This is a genomic window from uncultured Helicobacter sp. (assembly GCF_910577135.1).
In the GTDB taxonomy this organism is placed as follows: domain Bacteria; phylum Campylobacterota; class Campylobacteria; order Campylobacterales; family Helicobacteraceae; genus Helicobacter_C; species Helicobacter_C mastomyrinus.
This window is the reverse complement of the sequence record NZ_CAJTLL010000014.1, coordinates 22,678-44,478: the sequence shown is the minus strand read 5'-3', so window position 1 is coordinate 44,478 and position 21,801 is coordinate 22,678. Positions and strand designations below refer to the sequence as shown.

Sequence of the window (21,801 nt, the reverse complement as noted above, 5' to 3'; positions counted from 1 at the left end):
TTACGCCCAATTTCTTACCAAAAAGGCTTCATTTATGCTAAAAACACTTGTATCAACTTTTTTAGGTTCTCGTAACAATAAACTTATTAAACAATATCGCAAAGAAGTCCAAAAAATTAATGCCTTAGAATCCACTTATGAAAGCTTAAGCGATGAGGCACTCCAAAATGCGTTTAGCGAATTAAAAGAGCGGGTGCAAAATGGTGAGGATTCTTTGCAAGGAGTGCTTCACAAAAGCTTTGCCATCACACGTGAGGCAAGTAAGCGGACATTAGGTATGCGTCATTTTGATGTGCAGCTTATCGGTGGTATGGTGCTAAATAACGGACACATTGCAGAAATGAAAACGGGTGAAGGAAAAACGCTTGTAGCCACACTCGCAGTCTGTCTCAATGCCCTTTGTGGCAGGGGTGTGCATGTCGTTACCGTTAATGACTATCTCGCTCAACGCGATGCAAAGGAGCTAGAGCCCCTTTATAACTTTCTAGGATTTTCTGTTGGCATTATCACTAGCGATATCCACGATGATAACCAACGTTTGCAAGCCTATGCCTGTGATGTCGTGTATGGCACAAATAATGAATTTGGCTTTGACTATTTGCGGGATAATATGAAATATGACCTTACACAAAAAGTGCAAAGAGAGCATTATTTTGTCATCATTGATGAAGTGGATTCTATCCTTATTGATGAGGCACGCACACCGCTTATTATCTCTGGACCTGTAAATCGCACTCTAGAGCATTATCAACTTGCTAATAGTGTAGCTCAAAAGCTTCAAAATGAAGTGGATTTTAACATTGATGAAAAAAATCGTGTCATTTTGCTTAATGAGGAGGGTATCAAAAAAGCTGAATCGCTTTTCAAAGTTGATAATCTCTATAGTATCGAAAATGCCACGCTCTCTCATCATTTAGACCAAGCCCTAAAGGCAAATTATCTCTTTATCAAAGACAAAGATTATGTCGTGCAGGATAATGAGGTGGTTATCGTTGATGAATTTACCGGGCGTTTGAGTGAAGGCAGACGCTTTAGCGAGGGGCTACACCAAGCCATTGAGGCAAAAGAAAAGGTAGATATTAAAGAGGAGAGCCAAACTTTAGCTGATATTACATTTCAAAACTACTTCCGCCTTTATGAAAAATTATCGGGTATGACAGGCACAGCGCAAACAGAGGCGAGTGAATTTCTACAAATCTATAATCTTGAGGTGGTGAGTATCCCTACCAATATTCCCGTGCAACGCAAAGATTTAAATGACCTTATCTATAAAAGTGAGAGAGAGAAGTTTAATGCCCTAATTACTAAGATTACTGAGCTTCACAAAAAGGGACAGCCTGTGCTTGTAGGGACAGCAAGTATTGAAAAAAGTGAGGTGCTTCACGAACTCCTTAAAAAACAGAGAATCCCCCATACCGTCCTAAATGCCAAGCAGCATAGCAAAGAAGCAGAAATCATTAAAGATGCAGGGATGAAAGGGGCGGTTACGATTGCTACGAATATGGCTGGACGTGGCGTGGATATTAAAATCAATGATGAAATACGCGAATTGGGGGGATTATACATCATCGGCACAGAAAGGCACGAGAGCAGACGTATCGACAATCAATTACGCGGGAGAGCCGGGAGACAAGGCGACCCAGGAGTTAGTCAATTTTACCTAAGTCTTGAAGATTCTTTGCTTAGAATCTTTGGAAGCGATAAGATTAAGGGCATTATGGAGCGGCTTGGACTGAAAGATGGTGAACATATAGAATCTAGCCTTGTTACTCGCTCTGTTGAGAGCGCACAAAAAAAGGTAGAAAATCTCCATTTTGAATCACGCAAACATCTGCTTGAATATGATGATGTCGCTAATGAGCAGCGCAAGGCAGTGTATAAGCTCCGGAATGAATTGCTTGACGAAAACTATTCTTTGAATGAGCGTATCATTACCAATCGCGACATCACTGCGCAATCCCTGCTTTATAAGGCACAGATTCTGCCCGGTGATGATAGCAGTAATTTCAATATCTCATCGCTTAAGGCTCAAGTGAGTGAGGACTTAGGGCTTGATTTGGGAGATTGTGAGGACTTAGAATATGATGAATTACTCCAAAAGCTTATCACGCAAATGAGTGAAAGCTATGAAGGTAAAATGTCAAAGCTCGATAGCACACATAGGGCTCAGATTGAGCGCATTATCTATTTGCAGGTGCTTGATAGCTCGTGGAGAGAACATCTCTATACAATGGATAATCTCAAAACAGGCATAGGTTTGCGCGGATATAATCAAAAAGACCCATTGATTGAATACAAAAAAGAAAGCTACAATCTGTTTTTAGAGTTTGTAGAGAATCTTAAAATTGAAACGACTAAAATGCTGCACATTATCCAACTAAGAGAGCAGGAGGAAAGCGCGGCAGATAAAATGCTAAAAAATATGCAAGAGGAGCTAGAGGAGGATTTGCAAGATTTTAATTCAAATGCCTCTACCACCTCAAAAGTAAAAATCTCGCGCAATGAGCTTTGTCCTTGCGGAAGTGGTAAGAAATATAAGCTCTGCCACGGCAAAAGCGGACCTAAAAAGGGATTATTAGCTTAATGAAAACGCTTACTCTCTATCTTTTGCCCCGCTATTTGCGATTTGATAAGACACAGCCCTTTATCTCTATCACTGCTTTGCTTGCATTTTTTGGCGTGGGTGTAGGCGTGATGGTGCTATGTATAGCAATGGCAATTATGAATGGCATGTCAAAGGAGTTTGAGCGCAAACTTTTTGTGATGAATTATCCTCTAAGTATATACTCTACGACGTATACGGGGCTTGATGATGAGATACTACACGCCTTGCAAAATCACTTCCCGCAATTTCTTTTCAGCCCATATTTGCGCTATCAAGCCGTAGGGAAGGTGGGTAACACAATGAATGCGGCAATGGTTTTTGGCGTGGATATGTATGCAGAATCTCAAATCAATGAGGTGGTGCGCAAAGCCTTTGAATCACAGAGTAATCACCCGAGTGATACCCTCTCAAGTGAAGAGTTAATCAAACAAAGAGAGCAACATATCACCGCCTTTAAAGAAAAGACATTTTCTATCCTCGTAGGCAAGGGCTTTGAAGAACATTTTGGCTTAGAAGTGGATGATAAGCTCGATTTATTTTTCACACAGCTTGAGCCTTCAGGCTTTAGCTACACGCCTATTAATAAACGTTTCACTATCGCAGGATTCTTTGAATCTGGCTTGAGAGCGTATGATGAGGCTTATACCTATACGAATTTAGAAGCATTGCAGAAAATCCGCCGTGTGCCGCAGGGCGTATATGATGGTATACACGTCTATACACAAAATCCTATGCAGGATATTAAGCTTATTAATGATTTTTTAATCACGGAATTTCCTGCTCGTGCGGGGATTGAGGGCTGGTGGCAACAAAATGGCAATTTCTTTTCAGCCCTAGAGCTTGAAAAACGCGCTCTCTTTATTGTGCTTATGCTTATTATCGTTATGGCAAGTCTTAATATCATTAGCTCCTTGCTTATGGTGGTAATGAATCGCCGTAAAGAAATCGCTCTGCTCCTCTCACTTGGAGCAAGTAAAGCAGAAATCAAAAAAATATTTTTTTGGGTAGGTAATGTAATCGGGCTAGGGGGTATTGCTTTTGGCATTATTCTTACAGGCATTGCCATGTATGTGCTTGATACCTTTCCTATCATCTCGCTTCCTGCTGATGTATATGGTAGCTCAAAGCTACCCCTTGACTTATCCTTACTTGATTTTTGCCTCACTATCATAGGTGCGGTAATCATCGTATGCCTTTCATCGTATTATCCTGCAAGGAGAGCATCATTAGTAGATACTTTGCAAGTTTTACGCAACGAATAGTAAAAACAAGCCTATTTTAAGAATCTTGTAAGTAAATAAATCATAGCATACAAAGGACACCTTTAAAAAATGGGGGAGTTGATATTTTACTTTAGGAGTGCCTTTGAAAACACTTTATGTAGGAAACTTAGTATATGCGGTTACTCGTGATGAGTTAAAGGAGCTATTTGCTCCATTTGGGGAAGTTTTTTCTGTCAAACTTATTAATGATAGAGAGAGTGGCAAACCCAAGGGATTTGGATTTGTAGAAATGAATGATGAGGACGCGCTCAAAGCCATTGACGCGCTGAATGAAAAGGACTTCCGCGGACGCAATCTCCGCGTGAATGAAGCCCGCCCACGACAATAAGCCTTTTGGGCTATTATTACTACACTGTTGTGGCTATCGCCACCGCGTAGTTGTATAGTTTTGTCAGGAATCAAAGTGAGAGAGAAAATAATCAAATAAAGCAAAGTGCGAGAATATGAGGGATATTTGAAAAATCAAAGTGCGCTCAAATACTTTACAAAACTTGACAAAATACTCAACAAAACTTTACATTTACTTTACAAAAACTATACATCTACTTTACATTTACTTGACACACCTTTTACAATGCGATTAAATGCGCTTTTAAACGCCCTTAAATCATTCGTTTAAAAAACCCCACAACCACACCGACAATGTCATATTCTCGCCCCTCTAGCTCTATATTTTCATAGCTCTTGTTATCACTTATAAGGCGGTATTTGGGGAGCTTTTGTAAGCGTTTAACATAGAGCTCATCATCAATACGCACTACACATATCTGCCCCTCTTTAGGCACACTCTTTTGGACTAGGAGTTGGCAATTCTCTGGGATTGTAGGAGACATAGAATCGCCTTTAGCAGTGATAATAGAAAGCCCAAGAAATGAGCTAAGCCCAAAGTGTGTGCGCAAAAAGCCTTTGTCTATGCCTACGCTTTGTGCGGGATACTCATCGTTTATCACGCCACCTCCTGCACTTGCGACTACATCATCATAAATAGGGATTTGAACTATATCAGTATTGATTTGAGCGGTAGGTTTGGGACTTATGGACAACTTATGGACACCATCATTAAGACTTATGGACTTTGACTTATGGACAAAATATTCATAATCAAGCCCTAAAATATCACTCAACTTTTCCAAAAAGTCAAGTGTAACTGCTTGTTTATTTGTTTCATAATTATATATAGTTTTTTCTGCAACAGACATCATATCCCCTAAATCTTTTCTTGTCAGCGATTTTGCGATTCGTGCCTCTCGAATTCTGTCTCCAACCAACATTTTTTCTCCTTTTATGTAATAAATTACTTGACAAAAGGTAAAATTTTACATATAATTCTATATATTTATTTAGAAATATTATCCAACAAAGGATAAGAAATAAATAAATCGGTTGGGTGGGCGGGTAGAATACCACTTTAGGAGCTTTAAGATGAAAGTCAAGAAGTTCAAAAAGTTGGTTGTAACCCTTAAGGTTTGGGGGCTAGAAATAGCCCTTAGCCTTAAGCTATAACCGAACTTACCCTCTGCTTTGCAGGGGGTTGGTCGGCATTATAACATAAACAAAGAGGCAAAGCAATGAAAAAACAAAGTTTGAGTGCAGTAATGGCAGCAAAAGGTATGAAATTACGCACTTGGGCAAAGTCTAAGGGTTTAAGCGAAAAGGACATAGGGCTTTTAAATCAAATTTCTTATGGACTTACAAAAGGTAAGCGTGGGAGAGCTAAGGAGCTGAAAGAAATGCTTGAGGCTGATGGATTTAAATAGCATAGGTGGTATAAATGGGACAATGGGTAAGTAGCAGGGAGTTTGCCACTCTACATAAATTCAATATTGAAGGTATATTAAAGGCGGCAAAGAGGGCAGATTCTTTATCTAAAAAATTTTGCTTATATAAAGGTAAATTTTTACCTTTTAGTTATGGAAATGGTATAGGTCGTGGGGGTAAAGTCCTCCGCATTTGGAGTGAGCCTTTTGCTACACAAGCAGAGGCAGAGGCGTTTGTGGAATCTTATATAAAAGCACAAGAGGCTTCTTTGCAAAAGATTACAACACCTACAACACTGACAACACAGCATAAAATAGGCACTTCTAGCGTTTTAGCACAAGAGCAGGCAAAAGCCTTGAGCTGTCCATCACACTTTATACAAAGCGCACAATCTAAGACTATGTTTGATAATAAAGATGATGATGGGCAGTTGAGGGCTTTAGATGCTTTTAGCAAAGCTTCACAAAAAGATAAGAATCTCGCTTTGGAGAAAAAATCCATTATCAAAGAATGGGAAGTATATAAGACAAAAGGTGTGAATGCAAAAGATTTTATCGCGCTGCTGAATGCAGGTGGGCAATACTCCATAGCTTTAAGCGAAAATAAGCTCTATGCGTGGCAGAGGGCATATAAGAGAGGCGGACTTGAGCTATTGCTTGATGAGCGAGGTAAAAATAGAAAAGAGCAAAGCAAGATTAAAGAGCTTGGATTAGAGGAGCTCACAAACAAGCTTATTTTGGCAAGTCGTGGGAGGGTAAATATCTCCTCACTGCATAGAATGCTGCATATCCACCTTGATAGTGTGGGCAAGGCGGATTTGGCGGATTTTTTAGCCAAAAGGAGCGAGGTAATAAGCTATTGTGTGCTTGAGCGATATGTCAAGGCTTACTTAAAAGCCCACCCCATAGAAGCAAAAATTATTTATCGTGGCGAAGATGCGGCAGTGGGGAATTTCCTCCCTGCACTTGGGCAAAGCAACTATGCAGTGGATTCTATTAATCAAATTGTAGAGATTGATGCCACAAGCATTGATGCGATTATTGATACAAGCGAGATAGCGCGCGCTCTAGGGCTTGAGGTAGAGAACATAGAATCTTGGCAAAAGCGATTTGTGCTTATTTCACTCATTGATACTTATAGTGGCGTGTGTAGCTTCCATATAAGCGATACCGAAAATGCGCTCGGTGTCTCTCGCGCCATTGCAAAATACATCACTACCTATGGCAAACCAAAGTGCATTAAAAGCGACAACGGCAGCGCATTTGTGAGTAAGTATATCAAAGAAGTGCTCTCCCGCCTTGATATAGAGCATATACGCTCTAAGGCGTATGCTGGGTGGTGTAAGCCCTATGTGGAGCGCAACTTTGCGCGTTTGCAAAATCACCTTATGGAATGGATTAAAGGCTATATCGGGCATAGTGTGAGCCAAAGACAAGCCATTGAGTTTTTCTTCTCTCGCGCACAGAGGCGACTGAAAAGAGGGCAAAAAAGCAATCAAACCAATCTTCACACGCTTAAAGAGCTAGGGCAGATGATAGATGCCTACACGCATTCTTTGATGAATAATGCGTATTTGCAGAGATTAGATTCTACACCCGCAGAGGCATATAACGCGCGTGTAAATGAGGCAGTGAGAATCCACGAATATGAGCTTTGCTCTAAGCTTTCTCCGCTTGAGAGGCGCACTGTGAATAAAAAAGGTATCGCTTATGGTGGGCTGTGGTATCAAAGTGCTGCTATGTTCGCGCATACAAGTGTATTTGTGGCAGCAAATATCAATAACACCAAAGAGCTTTTTATGTATGACGAGCAGCACCGCTTCATCGGCGTAGCGTCAAATCTTGATAGCGAGGAGATGAGTGCGGAAATGGCGCGGAATGCGCAAAAAATCTTTTATAAAGAGCTTAAAGCGCGCAAGGGCAAAATGCAAGAGGCACGCGCAGAAGTCGAGGCACAATTCCCACAAATGCTTTTACAAGCGCACAAGAAAATGCCAAAAACGCATATGCCCACACTCAAAGCCATTAATGATAGCAATCTCTATCAAGCAAAGCTCTTAGATGAGGCGCGTAAAAATGCGGTGGGCGCTGAAATTTTAGATACCACAAAGGAGGTAAAAAATGAAACACAAACAAAAAATATAAAAGATGTGAGCTGGGAAGCAGCGGTATTGAAAAAGGCAAAATAAAAGCGTTGGCTTTTTTGCAGGTGTTGCAAGTGTGGATTAGCACTTCCTAATAAGCCCTAACCTTAGAAAACGAGTTGATGAATGCGAAGCAGTCATAACTCAAGCTTTAGGCGCAAAAGGTGGCTTTGCTACCTTTTGTAAGATTTTTACAAGTATGGATTAGCACTTCGTGCAAATCACTTGCTACAAAGCAAGAGAGAACCTTAAGAACTCGCTTGCAAGTGTGGATAAGCACAAGTGCGTATGACAACCAAGCATAGCGCGGTTGTAAGCGTATCCTTTACGATACTTTGGGCTTCGCTCAAAGTATCAAGACATTAAATGAATGAAAAGGAAAATTATATGAAAAATGTAGATTTAAATCAAGTGTGTGAGGAGCTAGAGATATTTTTAAAAGTGCAAAATATCTCTCAAGCGGCTTTGGGTAGAGCTATTGGCGTAAGTAGCGCGAGTATCTCTACCTTTCGCAAGGGCGAGTATAAGGGCAATAATAAAGAGCTAGGGCGCAAAATCAAGCTCTACCTTGATGATTATGCAAACAAAAACAAAGGAGGCGCAAGAAAAGAAAATGTGCAAGTCTATGAAAGCCACGATAAGCAAATGGCTGATTTTGTCATCAATGAGGCGGTGAGAGATAAAGAGATTGCCATTATCGTAGGCTGTGCAGGGAGCGGAAAAAGCACGATTGCTAAAGACTATGCGTGCTTGCACCCCAATGCGATTCTCATTGAAGCTACACTCCATAGCACTGCTAGAGTGATTTTAGATGAGCTATGCGAGCGCACACATATTAGCGGCGGGAGAAATCTGCACGAAAAAGTGCTCCTTATAGCCAAAGAGCTTAAAAGGCGCGATGTGGTGATTTTCATTGATGAGGCGGAACATTTGAGTGTGAGGGCGTTAGAGGATTTACGCAGGATTTGGGATTTTAGCTCCTGCCCTCTTATCCTCTTTGGCACGGAGATTCTCTTAAAGAATCTCATAGGTAAAAATGGTGAATTGCGACAGCTCTACTCACGCATAGGTGGCAAATGGCATTTGAAAGGGCTTAGCGAAGCGGAGACAAATGAGGTTTTTATAAAAGGCATACACGCCTATACAAAGGGCAATTTTCGCTCAAGCGTAAAGCTTTATAAAAGAGCGTGCAGACTTGCAGAACTTCATAATGTCAAACTTGATAAAGACATTATCGCTCAAGCGGTAAGTATGATTATTCTGTAAGGAGATGAAATGAAAGATAACAGAGCAAGATGTGGCTGCTTTGATGCTGTGGGGATAGAATTTAGAGATGGCGACAAGGTAAAAGGGCTGTATGGCGAAGGCGTAGTGAAACACATTCCACAAGAATATGACTACCGCATAGAGTGCAATGGAGTATTGTATTTCCTTGATAGCTCGTGGCAGATTCTAAAGGAGGTGCAAAATGAGCAAGGTTGAATTGTTTAAGCCCTTTTATATTTATGGGCGCAAGGCAAGGTATTTAAGCACACATTACTTTGTGAATAATGAGTATATATTTCTCAAAGGAGGCGTGAATGAGGCGATAAATGGTTATAAATGCGTTGATGTGGTAAAGGAGCGGTAATGATGATTTTTGTAAGTAGCCCTTATGCGGCAGTGTTATCTAGTATAAAAGATGAGGCAGAAGCTTTCAGCACGATTACCTCTCTTGCGCTTAATGGCTGCAAGGCAGTAGTAGATATGGGATATATCCCTCTCTCCCCTGTGCTTGTGTTTGAAGGCGTATATGATGAGCGCACACAAAGGGATTATGCGATAGGAGCGAGTTTAGAGATGCTTAAAAAGTGTGATGCAATCTATATCGTGAGAAGCCCATACAATGAGTATTCTCAAGGAATGATACTTGAAAAAGAGTTAGCTACAAGGCTTAATATGATTATATATGAAGGAGCAAGGTAAAACCTTGTGAAACTCACTTGATGAGTTGCGTTAGCAAATCATCAAGTGCGTCCTTTAGGCGTGAAGCAGGAATTTACTTCCTGCGAAGCAAGACATTAAACCAATTAAGGAGTAAAAAATGGCAATACAAGATTATGAGAGTGTAGATAAGGCACTTAAAAGACTATGTGAATTAGAGGTGAAAATCACTCATATTGAGGGCGAGGTAACGCTTGCTTGCAATAAGATTAAAGAAGAGTATAAGCCCAAAGTAGAATCTTTAAGCAATGAGGCAAACTTTATCCGCGCAGAGATAGAATGCTTTTGTGAGAGCCATAAGGCGGACTTTGCAGACAAAAGAAGCAAAGAGCTAGTCTTTGGCACGATTGGTTATCGCTTAAGTAAGTCGGTAAATGTCCCACGCGTGAAGTCAAAGGTAGAATCTTTAATTGCAGCGATTAAGAGCTTTGGGCTAAGGGATTGCCTCATTTATGAGGAGAAGCCAAATAAAGAGGCTTTGGCAGAGCTAGATGAAGGCTCATTAGTCAAGCTTGGATTGAAGCGCGTAGTGAAAGATAATTTCCGCATTGAGCCTAAGATTGAGGCATTAAATAATAATAAATGAGGATTTAACCCCTTTTTAAAGGGGGTTTGAAAACAAAGTTTCTTTAGCAAAATGGTTTAAAAGGATTTGAATGTTAAAAATAAAATATGGTATGTCGTGTGAAAGTATGATATTTTGGAATAAGCTATTTTCGTGGCAGCTCACACAAAAGATGGCAAAGTATGCCATTGCACCCTACCACCTAGATAAGCAGTTTAAATATGCGGTTGTGAGGGGAGATAAGCTCATATTTTATTTTTCACATTCAAGCGCGAAACAAGAGTTTGCCTTTCAATTTGAAAACATCAAGCAACGCTTACGAGAGAGCTTTAAAGAGCATAGGCAGCAGTGTAAAGAAGCGGGCATTACCTTTAGAGATATTACTGCGCTCTTAAGCCTACAGCAAGAAAATAGCTTTAAAGAGCCACAAAGGGTAGCGCAAATTTATAAGGAACGCTCCACAGGAGATTTTACCTATAACAGAGATTCTATTTTTGCAAAGCAGTTTGAGAATCTCGCACAGGCTATCAAGAGGCGTATAGCACAAGAGAAATCACAAAATTTTAAGGAGGCGTGATGAGCTTAGAATTAATATATAATCTTAGCCTTAAGGGCGAAAATCTACACGAGAAACTTGAGTTTTTAATCCCGCACTTTTTGCCTAAAAAGATGATTACTACCATTTATGCCGATGGTGGCAATGGTAAAAGCTATTTGAGTGCGGCAATTTGCAAGAAGCTCTGTAAGAGTGAGAGCGTGAGACATATCGTGTATGTGGATTTAGATAATCCCATCTCTATGCTTGTGGATAGGGGCTATGATACTTTGCTTTTAAATGAGCCTAAAATCGCTTATATTCATCGCTGTAAGCTTAATATTAAGCCCTTTGAGCTTTTATGTGCGCTTGAGGAGCAGGCACTGGGAAGCAAATATGAGGGGTATGTGTTTATATTTGATTCATTGCGTAATTTTGTGGATATTGATAATGACAAAAGCGCAATGGCACTCTTTGATGTGGCGATGAATTTGCGTGAGGCTGGAGCTACTATCATAGCCTTGCACCATTCTAACAAAGATGGAAAGAATTTCAAGGGCAGCTCACATATACGCAATTCTACCGATGTGATGTATCGCTTGGAGAGATTGGAGGGTGAATCACAAAAGGTATGCGTAAAGCTCATTGCGCAAAAAGAGAGAGCGGGTATTAGAGATATGAGCTTTGGCATTGATGTGCGGGATTTGAGCTTAAATGAGGTAGATTCTAAAATCGCTAATATGAACGAGAAGCAAAAAGACTTTGTTTTAAAAGCAAAGGCGGTGCTAGAGCATTCTAGTCCTAATAAAACGCAGCTCCTCCTTGCCTGTGGCTATGAAAAGGGCGATAAATGGGCACGAGAGACACTGCAACACTTTGAGGGCTTATTTTGGGAAAGTCTGCCAAAAGGGAAAAATAATGCCCTTACTTATCATCTGATTACAACACCTACAACACTTACAACACCGCGTGAAATAGGGGCTTGTGATGTTAAGGATAATAGAGGAGCAGAATATGAAAACAATTAAGGCTAATCGTAAAAGCTTACTTTGCATTATCCACACCCACCCGCAATATAAGACTATCAAAGAAAATAATGCGTGGGAATCTTGGCTACTTGTGCGCTATGGCGTAGAGAGCTGTAAGGCTCTTTGTGATGAGGAGCTAAGGGAGGTAATTGGGATTTTTAATGGGCATATAAGCGATAGGGATTTTGTAAAAAGAGAGCATAGGGGTGAAATGATAAGTGGCTCACAGGAGCGAAAAATAGCCGCATTACTTGCCCTCTTAGGCTGGGGTGATGGGGCTTATTGTAAGTTTGTCAAACGACAAATTGGCGATTTGAAGCTCCCACATACGCTTTCAAAGAGTGAAGCTACTTGTGTTATCACAGGCTTACAAAAGATAGTAGGAGAGCGATAATGAAAGATAATTTGCTTGAAAACATTTGTGAAAGCTATAAAAATGGTATGAGTTGGGAAAAAATCTATAAAAAGTATGGGGGTGTGAGTATCTATATCCCCAAAGTCTCCCCGAGTGCGAGAGAAGGTATCATCAAAGAGTGTAATGGCTATAACTTTGCCTTTTTAACGCATAAATATAACCTAAGTGAAAGAAAGGTGCGTGAGATTGTGCGGGAGGGCAAAAAAGAAAAAGGAGACAGTAAGGAATGATTAAAAAACATCATTGTATAATTCCACATAACTCAAACGGAGTAAAAATGGCAAATATTCAATATGAATCCTTTAGTAAAGTTAATTTGCAAGATACTTTTTTTGATTCTTTGAGGCAAGATTATCAAGGCTTTGATAATTGGTATAATAAAAAAGCCTCGCAAGGTGAAAAAGCCTATATTCTTTACGAAAAAAATGAGTTAGTTTGTTTTTTATATCTTAAAGAGGAAAATCCCGTTGATAACACAGGCATCACACCGCCTTTAGATTTAGCTAAATCTTGGATAAAAGTTGGGACTTTTAAAGTTGTCCCACACAAGACAAAACTTGGCGAGCGTCTCATTAAGAGAATGTTTGACTTTGCCATATCCAGAAATATCTTTAACCTCTATTTAACCGCCTTTTCAAAACACAAAGCATTAATCAGTCTACTAGAGCAATATGGGTTTAAGCAATGGGGCAATAAAGGTGATGAACTCGTCTTGATAAAAAACATTGCAACAACTTCAAAAGAGATACAACGAGATATATGTCTTGATTTCTCCTCAATAAATACTAAAAATGTCAGTAAATATATTTTAGGTATTTACCGCAGTATCATACAGGAATGTTTTCAGATTCAATGCTTAAAACTGAAAATTTTAATATACTTCAAGATTCTTCAGAGGCTAATAGTATCCACAAAGTTTATATTACAAAAATACAAGGAATTGAGAATCTCAAAAAAGGCGATTTATTGATTATCTACCGCACAAAAGACGAAAAAGCTTCTAATGCTAATTATTCCTCTGTTGCTACTTCTTTATGTGTAGTAGAAGAGTATAGGCATATTAGTAGTTTCACAGAGGAGGAGTTTATCAAATATTGTAAGCCTCACAATATTTTTACTGAAGATGAATTAAAACAATATTATAAAAGTAGGAAATATCCAAAAATTATCAAAATGACTTATAATATTTCCTTTAAAAAGAGAGTTATATTGGATACATTAAGAGGAATTGTCAAAAGAGAAAGTGAGCCTTATTGGGGATTTGTATCTCTAAATGATGATGAATTCCAACAAATTCTAAAGGCTGGAGAAGTAAATGAAAGCATTATTATCCATTAAGCCTGAATTTGCCGAAGCTATTTTCAATGGCAAGAAAAGATTTGAATATCGCAAGGTTATATTCAAAGAAAAAGTTAAATGCATACAAGTTTATGTTACAAAGCCTGTGGGGAAAATCATTGGGGAGTTTGAAATAGGAGAAATTGTCAAAGACAATCCTGCAAAAGTTTGGGAAAAGACAAGGAGACACTCAGGCGTTAAAAAATCTTTTTATATGCAATATTTTCAAGATAGGCAAGTAGCCTATGCGATAAAAATCAAAAATATCAATAAATACAAAGAGCCCCTATGCCCTTATAATGAATATACCAATTTTACAGCCCCGCAATCTTTTAGGTATTTAAAAGATTAAAAACAGATCTCTTAAACTAAAAAATGGGGCGAATAATAGGTATTATATTATTTAGAATGGCGGTATATCCTTGTATAAAATTACATCGTTGGCAATATGCGCACCCTTGACAAAATTCACACTCTTGACAATAAGAACACCTATCGCAGTTCTTACAACCTTTACAATAATTACTATTTTTGCAAAACTCCGAATCTGTGCAATAAAAACACCAACTGCAATAGCGACAATTTTCACAACTTGCACAATCAATGTAACCAAAGCAGTTTCTTAAAGTTTTAGCCATTTGCTCGGGATTTACACGATAATGGATTTGTGTAGTTGGGCTATAAGTAATGGAGTTAATATTGATAGTGAGGGATTTAGTTTCTTTGCGTTTTCTTGTAAGGTTTTAGTGGATAAATTGCGAGGTATTGATGAGTTTCTTAAGGACACCAATGCCTAAAATAGGCTAGGTGAGGGTAAAATACTAAAATTTTAAAATGTAATCTCTAGGGTCAATCTCTTCAAAAAATATGGGGGAAATCGTTGATTTGCCTTTCACAATACTTTTGATTTTATCAGTTGTCTCTTGTCTTTGTATATTTCGCTCAAGATAATTAATGTTTTCATTCAAAGGATAACCGATAACAACGCATGTGCTAATGCTTGCCATATCTTCTTTGGATTTATACTTAACCATATCATCTTCGTATTCTTCACAATAATCTTTTACCATTTTTTCAATTTCACTCATTATCTCATCTCTTTCTTCAAGATTTTTACTATCAAATTCTAATACAAAAGCACTCATTTTATTCTTGTTTTTTAGTTTTATATATCTTTTATTTTTTTGAACTAATTGCATATTTGTTCCTTTTTTTAATTTTACCCTCAAAGCTTAAGGCTATTGCTAAAAGCATTGAGGGCAAGGGAGTAATATCGTCTTATTTGTATTTTTCTTTAATAATTCACCACAATAACCTCCCTTGTTTTCTTTCTCACTTTGACATTCAGCGAGTATCGCACTTCTTTACTCTCTATGATTCTAAAGTCCTTATAGAGTTCTCTTACTAAGGTGCAATCGTTTTCAGATATTGTTCCACTTGAGTAAGTTTATCTACCAAAACATTTAGGCTATTGCTAAGAAAATAAAACTGCTCTTGGCACATACCTACTCCACCATATTGGCAAGAATGCGCACACATATCCATCACCGCAGCAATCCCTTTAAGTTCTTGATGCACATCACAAAGTCTGTCTCGCACATCAGTTTTGTTTTTAATTTCTTGCATTGTTCCCTCCTATCACACTACGCACAGCATATTCAGAGCGTTTGAGAATCTTTTGGATTTGAGAGACACTCTTGCCAGAGGCAAAAAGCTCTAAAATCTTACTTTTTTCTTCGCTATTAAGCCAAGTATTATAATGCTTAGGCACTTCTCGCTCTTTGCTTTCATAGAACACTATAATCTTGTTTTGTAAGGCGATGATTTCATCTTTTAAGCATTCATTTTCTTTTAATGCCCTATCCTTTGAAAGATTAGAATCTCGCAATTCATTGATAAGAGCATTTGAATGCTCATAATACCCTTGCTTTCTAATACTAGGGAGGACAACACTTACTACCCATTGGCGAAATGGCTTTGCTTTTGGTTTATCACTACGCATTAGCACGAAGTAGAGTTGAGGCTCGGTAATGAAGGTGGCTTGTTGGATTCCACCATTGGTTTGAAGGGGGTAACTTTGAGTTACCCCCTTTCCAAACTCTGCATTTATGGCTTCTAACATTCTTGAAGAATTAGTGTGTTCTAATACCTCGCAAATGTCCCTAAGGCAAAACAAAGGATTTTCATTATTGCCTAACACTCGCACTTGTCCTAAGTTTTCATTTTTAAACATTTGTAATTGCATAGCTTACTCCTTTCTTTGCTTTGTAACCATAATGGCAATGTATGCCAACAATACCACTTCCAAAACCTCTAAAACTTCACTCATTTTTACTCCTTTTATGGTAGAATAGCATCAAGATGAAAACTAGGGGGCTTTTGCCCCTCTCTTAGGTTATCCAAGTTTGGATTATTTTAGAGATGATGTAGATTAAAACTGCGAGCTTAATCATAAAATCTAAAGTTTTCATCTTTGCTCCTTTCTTTTGGATTTAAAACAAACTATTGATTTGTTTTATGTCATAATTATAACATTATTTATTTGATAAGTCAAGTTTTTATAAATATTTTATTTATTTTTATCTATAATTCACAAATAAATTATTTAAAGGAATAAAATGACTTATGATGAGTTTGATAAAGCATTAGAGAATCTGGGCTTAAATAAAAAAGATTTTGCCAATGCGGTAAATATGAGCTACACAAGCGTTACAAATTGGAAACAAAACAATGAAGTAGCGGGTTGGGTAGATTCGTGGCTAGAAAATTACGCTAAAGCCAAAACCTTAGACGATGTCGCCAAAGCTTTAAAACCTTATTTAAAAAATGAAAAATAACTCTAAAGAACATTCAAACAAAGATTCACTCCTCACTTTGCTCCATTTGTGCTTTGATACGCTCATAATCCTCCCATTGTAATGCCTTTATTTGCTCTATATCTTCCAAAGTTAAGAGATATGCTTTAAGCACCCCACAAGCATAGATAGTATCGCTCTTATATTTTATGCCATCAGCATAGACTTTTTTAAGCTGTGCAGAAGTATGCGGGATATTTGCCTTTGGCTCTCCTACTTTATGACACCTAAAATATGAATCTGCCTTTGATGTGGCAAGAGCCATAAGGTTAAGCTGGTCTTCTACACTCATATCATATATGTAGCTCTCCCCTAGTGCGTTGCTAGTAAAGCTCTTAAGGAGTTCATCACATTTTGCATTAAGCTCCTTTTCCTTCTCTTTACGTGCAGCTTCAAGCTCTGCATTAAGCATATCTTGTAAGGATTGCAGTAAAGATGAAGAGATAAAGGGCTCACTTAAATTTTCACCCTTTACATAGAGTTTGCCATCAATCTCACCGATATAAACAAAGCTCCCGCTCACTTGTAAAACCTTGTCCTTGCTTAATTCATAAATTTGCATAGAATCCTCCTATTGTTTTTGTAGTGTAGGTGTGGTGTATTTAATAGAGCCATTGCTCGCAGTGCCACAGGCATAGAGTTTATTTTTTGCTATCATCACCAAATGCCCGCCTGCACCAAATCCTATAAAGGCAAACTCGCTCACATTGCTTGGGACATATACGGGAGTGAATATGTTAGAGTTTGCATTTGTGCCAATGCCTAAACTCCCATCGGTATTAAAACCAAAGCCCAAGAAACTATCACTACTTTTAAGCTTAACAATAATGCGTGTATTTGCTCTATCCCAATGCACGAGAGATTCTACATTTTCTAAGACTTTTTGGGCAATGAGATTATTCCCTCCTATATCATTGCCATAGCCATAGCTTCCTTTACCCCATACATAGAGATTCCCGCTTTCATCAAGCGCACACGCAGTTCCATAAATACTTGCTGGAAACACTTTGATGATATGACTTAAGATTTCGCCTTGATTGTTAGTCAAGGAGATAAAAATATTGCTATTACCAGTGGCAGCTTGTGAGAGATTATTATCTCCTCCATACCCTGCTCCACGCACACTCCCGTCCTCAAAGATAAGTAAGCAAGTGCTATAATCTACATTTGAGTATCTATTAATACTCGCTCTTGCGTATTTCACTTTTTGGTTAAAGCTAATCTTAAAGGGGATAGTGATATGTGTGTTATTGCCATTACCACACGCACCTTGTGTATTATGTCCGCATACCCACAAAGCCCCCTCACTATCAATGCACTGCATTATCCCCGCATAGCCATTACTCGCAAATGAAATATCCTCAATATTTGATAGATAGGGATTTTGTGTGAAAGTAGAGAGTGGAAGCGTATTACCTGTGCCAAGCTCTCCTATGGAATTACTCCCGCTCACATATACTAGCCCATTTTCAAGCAGTGCTACCGCACTTTGTTTGCTATCTACCTCGCTAGTCCCACAGCAAATTTTTACCACACGCGCAGGCATTTCTACCCTCACAGGCATAGGAATCACTTGAGTATGTCCTGCTCCAGCACAACCCTCCACATTTGCACCCCACACATAGAGGAAGTTCCCCTCTTTTGGCAAAGCATAAAAGGTTGTATGTCCGCCAAATACTTCTACAAACTCTATATCACTAGGCAAAGCCACGCGTGTAAAAGAGCCAAGATGTGTCCTACCGCTTCCTGTGTTATTTTGAGAAAGTCCTTGCATATACACATCGCCATAGGATACTATTTTGCCATCTTTATCTACATATACCTCTTGATACATTAGAGCTTGTTTTAAATGCACTTGTAAAAGTCGTTTCTCTTTTATAAGATTCTCTTTTTTTGCCTCTTTTGCAATGTTATTAAGCTCTTGTGCGAGATTTTGGCTCAAAGTGTTTAAAGCTCTAACCTCTGCATCAAAGCCAGAAACTTGCCTTATTTCCCTCACTTCTTCTTGTATCTCTTGTAAGAGTGTTATTTCTTCTATATTTCCCATTTTTACTCCTTTGAATTTTTATCCTTCACCCACGCACTCAAAACCTATGAATTGCCCTCGCTTTGTGTCTCGGGGGGGGGGGGGTGGAATCCTCTGCCCTACATAAAACCCCTCTAAGAGGAGATTATGATTAACCTCCACAGAATTTGTGCGCCCATAGATAGCAGAGCAACGCGAGGCATTGAAATTAAATGCTGCTGCGTTGCTCCAATCAACTGATTTTGGCGTGCCACCCGAGTTATGACCACCTTCTTTAGCAAATGCCCCACTTGTCCAGCCATAATCGTGAAAAGTCTCGGCAATGCGATATACTCCTCCTGTGATATTTGGTAAGCCCTCTCTCTCAAAAGCTCCTACAAGGGAGGGATTGTTTGTAGCCTTAGCATAGATATTTGGCTTAGGTAGTCTAAAATAGCCTTTAGGGCAATTCTCTTGTAAGCCTTTACTCGTGCTTTTAAAATACAGATAAGCTAAGGGATACTCGTCTATTTTTAATATACTCCCCGCTGCCACATAACCTTGTGGCAAAGAGGAGCGAAAAAAGAGTGTGTATTGCCCGATTCTATTTTGCCATTCTTGCTTTCTTTGCCTTTTGTGTTTTATCTCTCTTAGGGTAAAGAGAATATGATGAGCTATATTTATGAATTGGTCGCTTTGCAATGCGGTCTGTGCTAATATCTCTTTTATCGCATTCTTTTTTTCATTCTCTACTTCTGTTTTAAAGCCTTGCCTATCTTGTTTTAGGTTCTCTTTTAGTTCAAGTTCTAGCTCTCTAAGGGATTGCTCTACGCTTGTGCCGAGCTCATTTATTTGTAAAGCAAAGCTATTAAGCTCTTCGCCAAATTGTGGCAATGCTTCTACAAAAGCATCAGCCCTTATATCAAAGCTTTGTGTATCGTGTGTGGTGGGCGGGGTGGGTAATGGTGTAATTTTTTGCATTTAAAAAATCTCCCTTGCGTGTTGAAATAGGCTCTTGTATTCTTTTTGTGCCTTGTTTATGGCTTTGTAATTTGTCTTTACGCCTTTATTAAAGGCTTGAAGCGCAATATCTATGCTATCAAGCAAGTCATCGTGTGCGCATTTGGGGTAAGTATCAAGCTCCTCTCTTAGAAGCAGTGCGTTTGTATCAATACGCATATCCTCTTGAGAAAGTAGTGGAGATAGGGCATCAAGGCGCACATTTTTATGCGCGGCATTGCGAATCCCAATAATTGGCACAAATTGCCTGAGTGAGCGCATTCTCTCTTTAAGTGTGTTTTTAAAAAACTCTTGGAAAGCTATTTCTTCACACGCGATTGTGATAGTGGGCGTAATTTTGCTAAGTTTTAAATAGTAAGCGATAATCTTATCTATCATCTTATCGGGTGTGATTTTATAGCCATTTGCTGTGGCATAAAGCTTCTTTTGGCTCTTTACATAAAATATCGCGCCAAGCCCAAAGTAATCTCCTCTTGCCTTACCCATACTTGGGTCTATGCCTATGGTTATAGAATCTATGCCTTGAGGTAGCACATCATAGGTGCTATAAGTGCTAAGAGGCGCATTCTCCTTATCAAGCGGGAGATTTTGAAACTCGGAGTAAAAGCTTGAGCAATCTTGCAAGTAGTCACTTAGAATCTCTGTGATATTTGCGCGCTTATCATCAAGCTTGTAGCCTTTGGGTTTAAAGCTGCTAAGATTTTCGCGTGTAAGCTCCTCAAGGTTGCTTGGCATTTTGATTAAAAGCGGGAAGTTAAAGCTCTTAAAATCATCGCGCTTTTGCATTCTTTGCAATAGGCTATCATAGTGCAAGGTCGTGCCTACAAGTAGGATTTGATAACTTGCGTTTGTGCGTGAGGGAAGCTTTAAAATCGCTTTATTAAACCAACTATAGAGCTTATCACGCTGGGTCTTACTCTGTATGTTCTCATCATTTTCAATATCATCACATACGATAAGGTCAGGGCGTATGCTTAAAAAATTTGTCCCGCGTATCTTTTTACCCGCACCAAAGCTCTTAATCTTGCAAGGCAATGTATTGACTTCAAAGCTTATCTCTTCCGCGCTCCATACATTAAAAGGTGTGATGTTAAAGTCGCATTTGAGATTAGCATTATCTTCTAGCTCGGTTTTTATAAGGTCTATACCTTCTTTGGCTAAATCTAGTGTGGAGCTAATGATAATGGCATATCGTTTGTTTCCTCCTAAAATCTGCCATAGCACAAAAAGCCGAGAGATAAGCGTAGTTTTGGCTGCGCCACGATAGGCTTTGATGATAAGTTTATTATCCTTGATATGTGGTAGCTCCTCATATACCCAATTTCTAAAGACTGAAGTCTCATTTGTTTTAATCTCGCTTCGGGCAAGTGAATTGCCCTTGCTCCTAAAGCCCTGCGGGGGGCACTCATTTATTTTAACCTCACTCGTGGGAGTAAATCCCACTTCGTGCAAATGCCCGTGCTTTGGACACTCGTTTTGAAGTCCAATGTGATGTCCCAAATAAGTATGCACGAAGTAAGTAAAATCACTCTTTGCGCGCGCTATTCGTTTATTACGTTCCTTATCATTAAGGATAGGTAGATACTGCAGGAAGCTTTTAAGTTCTTTTATAGCTAAATCATTCATCACATAATACCTTTTAAATTGCGTTTAAATGCGTTTAAAATCGTTTTAAAGCTTAAAGGGTATTGGTAGATATTACTTTTCAATTTTTATCCTTAAAAACCTTATTTATAATCGTATCTGCATTTTTTGCTAAAAAATCCGCCACAATCTCATTATTTTCTTTGAGGGCGATATTTGCGATTTCATTAATCGTATCGCGCGCAGTGGCAATGAGTTTAGATTTGAGTGAAAATTCATCATTCTTTGGGGCTTTGAGCCTCCAATAAGTCTGCGCGTATTGATGAAGCTTATCGAGTGCCTCAGGGCTTAATCCATTCTCTTTGCTTTTTTGCATAAATTCTTCAAAGCTCGCAATAAGCGTGGCGATAAACACCGCCTCTTTGTCTCTTATGGAACTAATATCTCGCTTAGATTCTAAAAGGAGATTATCCCAATTAATGCCTTTTTTTAAATCCGCGTTTTTGTGGTAGTAGAATCCTGCGCGGGTGATGTTAAGGCTCGTGCAAATATCTACAATATCCATACCTTGAATGTATCGCTCTTTTATTTGTTCTCTTATGTTCTTCACTCTTAAAATCCTTTTTTTACTTAAGCCTTTTTGGGTTAGCATTAAACCAAGCCTACGTGCATTGTTTTTGTGAA

Annotated in this window: 27 protein-coding genes; 18 read left to right on the top strand and 9 right to left on the bottom strand. The window is 38.9% G+C overall.

Annotation, left to right across the window (positions count from 1 at the left end):
* Positions 1-34 precede the first annotated feature (34 nt).
* The 3 genes from secA to QZ289_RS07925 all read left to right on the top strand — a co-directional run bounded on the left by secA (position 35) and on the right by QZ289_RS07925 (position 4,216).
* Positions 35-2,584, top strand: coding sequence for a preprotein translocase subunit SecA (secA, locus tag QZ289_RS07935; protein WP_295701355.1), 2,550 nt, complete (start codon positions 35-37; stop codon positions 2,582-2,584).
* Positions 2,584-3,867: an ABC transporter permease gene (locus QZ289_RS07930; protein WP_295701353.1), complete on the top strand. Its 1,284-nt coding sequence runs from the start codon at positions 2,584-2,586 to the stop codon at positions 3,865-3,867. Before secA ends, QZ289_RS07930 begins: the two co-directional genes overlap by 1 nt.
* A gap of 103 nt (positions 3,868-3,970) precedes the next feature.
* On the top strand, positions 3,971-4,216 hold the full coding sequence (locus QZ289_RS07925; RefSeq protein WP_295701351.1) for an RNA-binding protein: 246 nt from the start codon (positions 3,971-3,973) through the stop codon (positions 4,214-4,216).
* Positions 4,217-4,490: 274 nt separating this feature from the next.
* On the opposite strand, the gene QZ289_RS07920 is transcribed toward QZ289_RS07925, so the two are convergent.
* Positions 4,491-5,159, bottom strand: a complete 669-nt coding sequence (locus QZ289_RS07920) for a LexA family transcriptional regulator (RefSeq protein WP_295701350.1) — start codon at positions 5,157-5,159, stop codon at positions 4,491-4,493.
* Between the two features lie 297 nt (positions 5,160-5,456).
* Here QZ289_RS07920 and QZ289_RS07915 point away from each other — a divergent pair, with 297 nt between their 5' ends.
* From QZ289_RS07915 to QZ289_RS07850, 14 genes are all read left to right on the top strand, one after another.
* Positions 5,457-5,645 (top strand): hypothetical protein, encoded by a 189-nt coding sequence (locus tag QZ289_RS07915; protein ID WP_295701347.1) that lies wholly within the window; start codon positions 5,457-5,459, stop codon positions 5,643-5,645.
* 14 nt (positions 5,646-5,659) lie between these two features.
* On the top strand, positions 5,660-7,834 hold the full coding sequence (locus tag QZ289_RS07910) for a transposase family protein (RefSeq protein ID WP_295701345.1): 2,175 nt from the start codon (positions 5,660-5,662) through the stop codon (positions 7,832-7,834).
* Positions 7,835-8,176: 342 nt separating this feature from the next.
* Complete coding sequence (locus tag QZ289_RS07905; RefSeq protein WP_295701342.1) at positions 8,177-9,055, top strand: AAA family ATPase; 879 nt, start codon at positions 8,177-8,179, stop codon at positions 9,053-9,055.
* Positions 9,056-9,064: 9 nt separating this feature from the next.
* Positions 9,065-9,271: a hypothetical protein gene (locus tag QZ289_RS07900; protein WP_295701339.1), complete on the top strand. Its 207-nt coding sequence runs from the start codon at positions 9,065-9,067 to the stop codon at positions 9,269-9,271.
* Positions 9,258-9,419, top strand: coding sequence for a hypothetical protein (locus QZ289_RS07895; protein ID WP_295701337.1), 162 nt, complete (start codon positions 9,258-9,260; stop codon positions 9,417-9,419). Before QZ289_RS07900 ends, QZ289_RS07895 begins: the two co-directional genes overlap by 14 nt.
* Entirely contained in the window at positions 9,419-9,754 is a 336-nt protein-coding gene (locus tag QZ289_RS07890; protein WP_295701335.1) for a DUF4406 domain-containing protein, read from the top strand. Before QZ289_RS07895 ends, QZ289_RS07890 begins: the two co-directional genes overlap by 1 nt.
* A gap of 118 nt (positions 9,755-9,872) precedes the next feature.
* Positions 9,873-10,358, top strand: coding sequence for a host-nuclease inhibitor Gam family protein (locus tag QZ289_RS07885; protein ID WP_295701333.1), 486 nt, complete (start codon positions 9,873-9,875; stop codon positions 10,356-10,358).
* 70 nt (positions 10,359-10,428) lie between these two features.
* Complete coding sequence (locus QZ289_RS07880; protein ID WP_295701331.1) at positions 10,429-10,914, top strand: hypothetical protein; 486 nt, start codon at positions 10,429-10,431, stop codon at positions 10,912-10,914.
* Positions 10,914-11,900, top strand: coding sequence for an AAA family ATPase (locus QZ289_RS07875; protein ID WP_295701329.1), 987 nt, complete (start codon positions 10,914-10,916; stop codon positions 11,898-11,900). Before QZ289_RS07880 ends, QZ289_RS07875 begins: the two co-directional genes overlap by 1 nt.
* Entirely contained in the window at positions 11,887-12,294 is a 408-nt protein-coding gene (locus tag QZ289_RS07870; protein WP_295701326.1) for a phage protein GemA/Gp16 family protein, read from the top strand. The genes QZ289_RS07875 and QZ289_RS07870 overlap by 14 nt, the downstream gene beginning before the upstream one ends.
* A complete protein-coding gene (locus tag QZ289_RS07865; protein ID WP_295701324.1) occupies positions 12,294-12,545 on the top strand; it encodes a Mor transcription activator family protein in 252 nt (83 codons plus the stop codon). The genes QZ289_RS07870 and QZ289_RS07865 overlap by 1 nt, the downstream gene beginning before the upstream one ends.
* Positions 12,546-12,592: 47 nt before the next feature.
* Positions 12,593-13,285: a hypothetical protein gene (locus QZ289_RS07860; protein ID WP_295701321.1), complete on the top strand. Its 693-nt coding sequence runs from the start codon at positions 12,593-12,595 to the stop codon at positions 13,283-13,285.
* A complete protein-coding gene (locus QZ289_RS07855) occupies positions 13,282-13,653 on the top strand; it encodes a hypothetical protein (RefSeq protein WP_290456756.1) in 372 nt (123 codons plus the stop codon). The genes QZ289_RS07860 and QZ289_RS07855 overlap by 4 nt, the downstream gene beginning before the upstream one ends.
* The gene (locus tag QZ289_RS07850) at positions 13,631-14,005 is read left to right on the top strand and encodes an ASCH domain-containing protein (RefSeq protein ID WP_290456755.1); all 375 of its coding nucleotides are present in this window, start codon (positions 13,631-13,633) and stop codon (positions 14,003-14,005) included. Before QZ289_RS07855 ends, QZ289_RS07850 begins: the two co-directional genes overlap by 23 nt.
* Before the next feature lie 469 nt (positions 14,006-14,474).
* Here the strand turns inward: QZ289_RS07850 and QZ289_RS07845 are convergent, their stop codons facing one another.
* From QZ289_RS07845 to QZ289_RS07835, 3 genes are all read right to left on the bottom strand, one after another.
* The gene (locus QZ289_RS07845) at positions 14,475-14,852 is read right to left on the bottom strand and encodes a hypothetical protein (RefSeq protein ID WP_295701319.1); all 378 of its coding nucleotides are present in this window, start codon (positions 14,850-14,852) and stop codon (positions 14,475-14,477) included.
* A gap of 205 nt (positions 14,853-15,057) precedes the next feature.
* The gene (locus tag QZ289_RS07840) at positions 15,058-15,279 is read right to left on the bottom strand and encodes a hypothetical protein (protein WP_295701317.1); all 222 of its coding nucleotides are present in this window, start codon (positions 15,277-15,279) and stop codon (positions 15,058-15,060) included.
* The gene (locus tag QZ289_RS07835; protein ID WP_295701314.1) at positions 15,266-15,898 is read right to left on the bottom strand and encodes a BRO family protein; all 633 of its coding nucleotides are present in this window, start codon (positions 15,896-15,898) and stop codon (positions 15,266-15,268) included. The genes QZ289_RS07840 and QZ289_RS07835 overlap by 14 nt, the downstream gene beginning before the upstream one ends.
* A gap of 373 nt (positions 15,899-16,271) precedes the next feature.
* Between QZ289_RS07835 and QZ289_RS07830 the strand changes: the two genes are divergently transcribed.
* A complete protein-coding gene (locus QZ289_RS07830; protein WP_295701311.1) occupies positions 16,272-16,490 on the top strand; it encodes a hypothetical protein in 219 nt (72 codons plus the stop codon).
* Positions 16,491-16,515: 25 nt separating this feature from the next.
* On the opposite strand, the gene QZ289_RS07825 is transcribed toward QZ289_RS07830, so the two are convergent.
* From QZ289_RS07825 to QZ289_RS07805, 5 genes are all read right to left on the bottom strand, one after another.
* Entirely contained in the window at positions 16,516-17,070 is a 555-nt protein-coding gene (locus QZ289_RS07825; RefSeq protein WP_295701308.1) for a hypothetical protein, read from the bottom strand.
* Between the two features lie 9 nt (positions 17,071-17,079).
* Entirely contained in the window at positions 17,080-18,555 is a 1,476-nt protein-coding gene (locus QZ289_RS07820; RefSeq protein WP_295701305.1) for a hypothetical protein, read from the bottom strand.
* Positions 18,556-18,573: 18 nt separating this feature from the next.
* Positions 18,574-19,494, bottom strand: a complete 921-nt coding sequence (locus QZ289_RS07815; protein ID WP_295701303.1) for a hypothetical protein — start codon at positions 19,492-19,494, stop codon at positions 18,574-18,576.
* Positions 19,495-21,159, bottom strand: a complete 1,665-nt coding sequence (locus QZ289_RS07810; protein ID WP_295701301.1) for a hypothetical protein — start codon at positions 21,157-21,159, stop codon at positions 19,495-19,497.
* 79 nt (positions 21,160-21,238) lie between these two features.
* On the bottom strand, positions 21,239-21,727 hold the full coding sequence (locus tag QZ289_RS07805) for a DUF1804 family protein (protein ID WP_295701297.1): 489 nt from the start codon (positions 21,725-21,727) through the stop codon (positions 21,239-21,241).
* Positions 21,728-21,801: the final 74 nt, after the last annotated feature.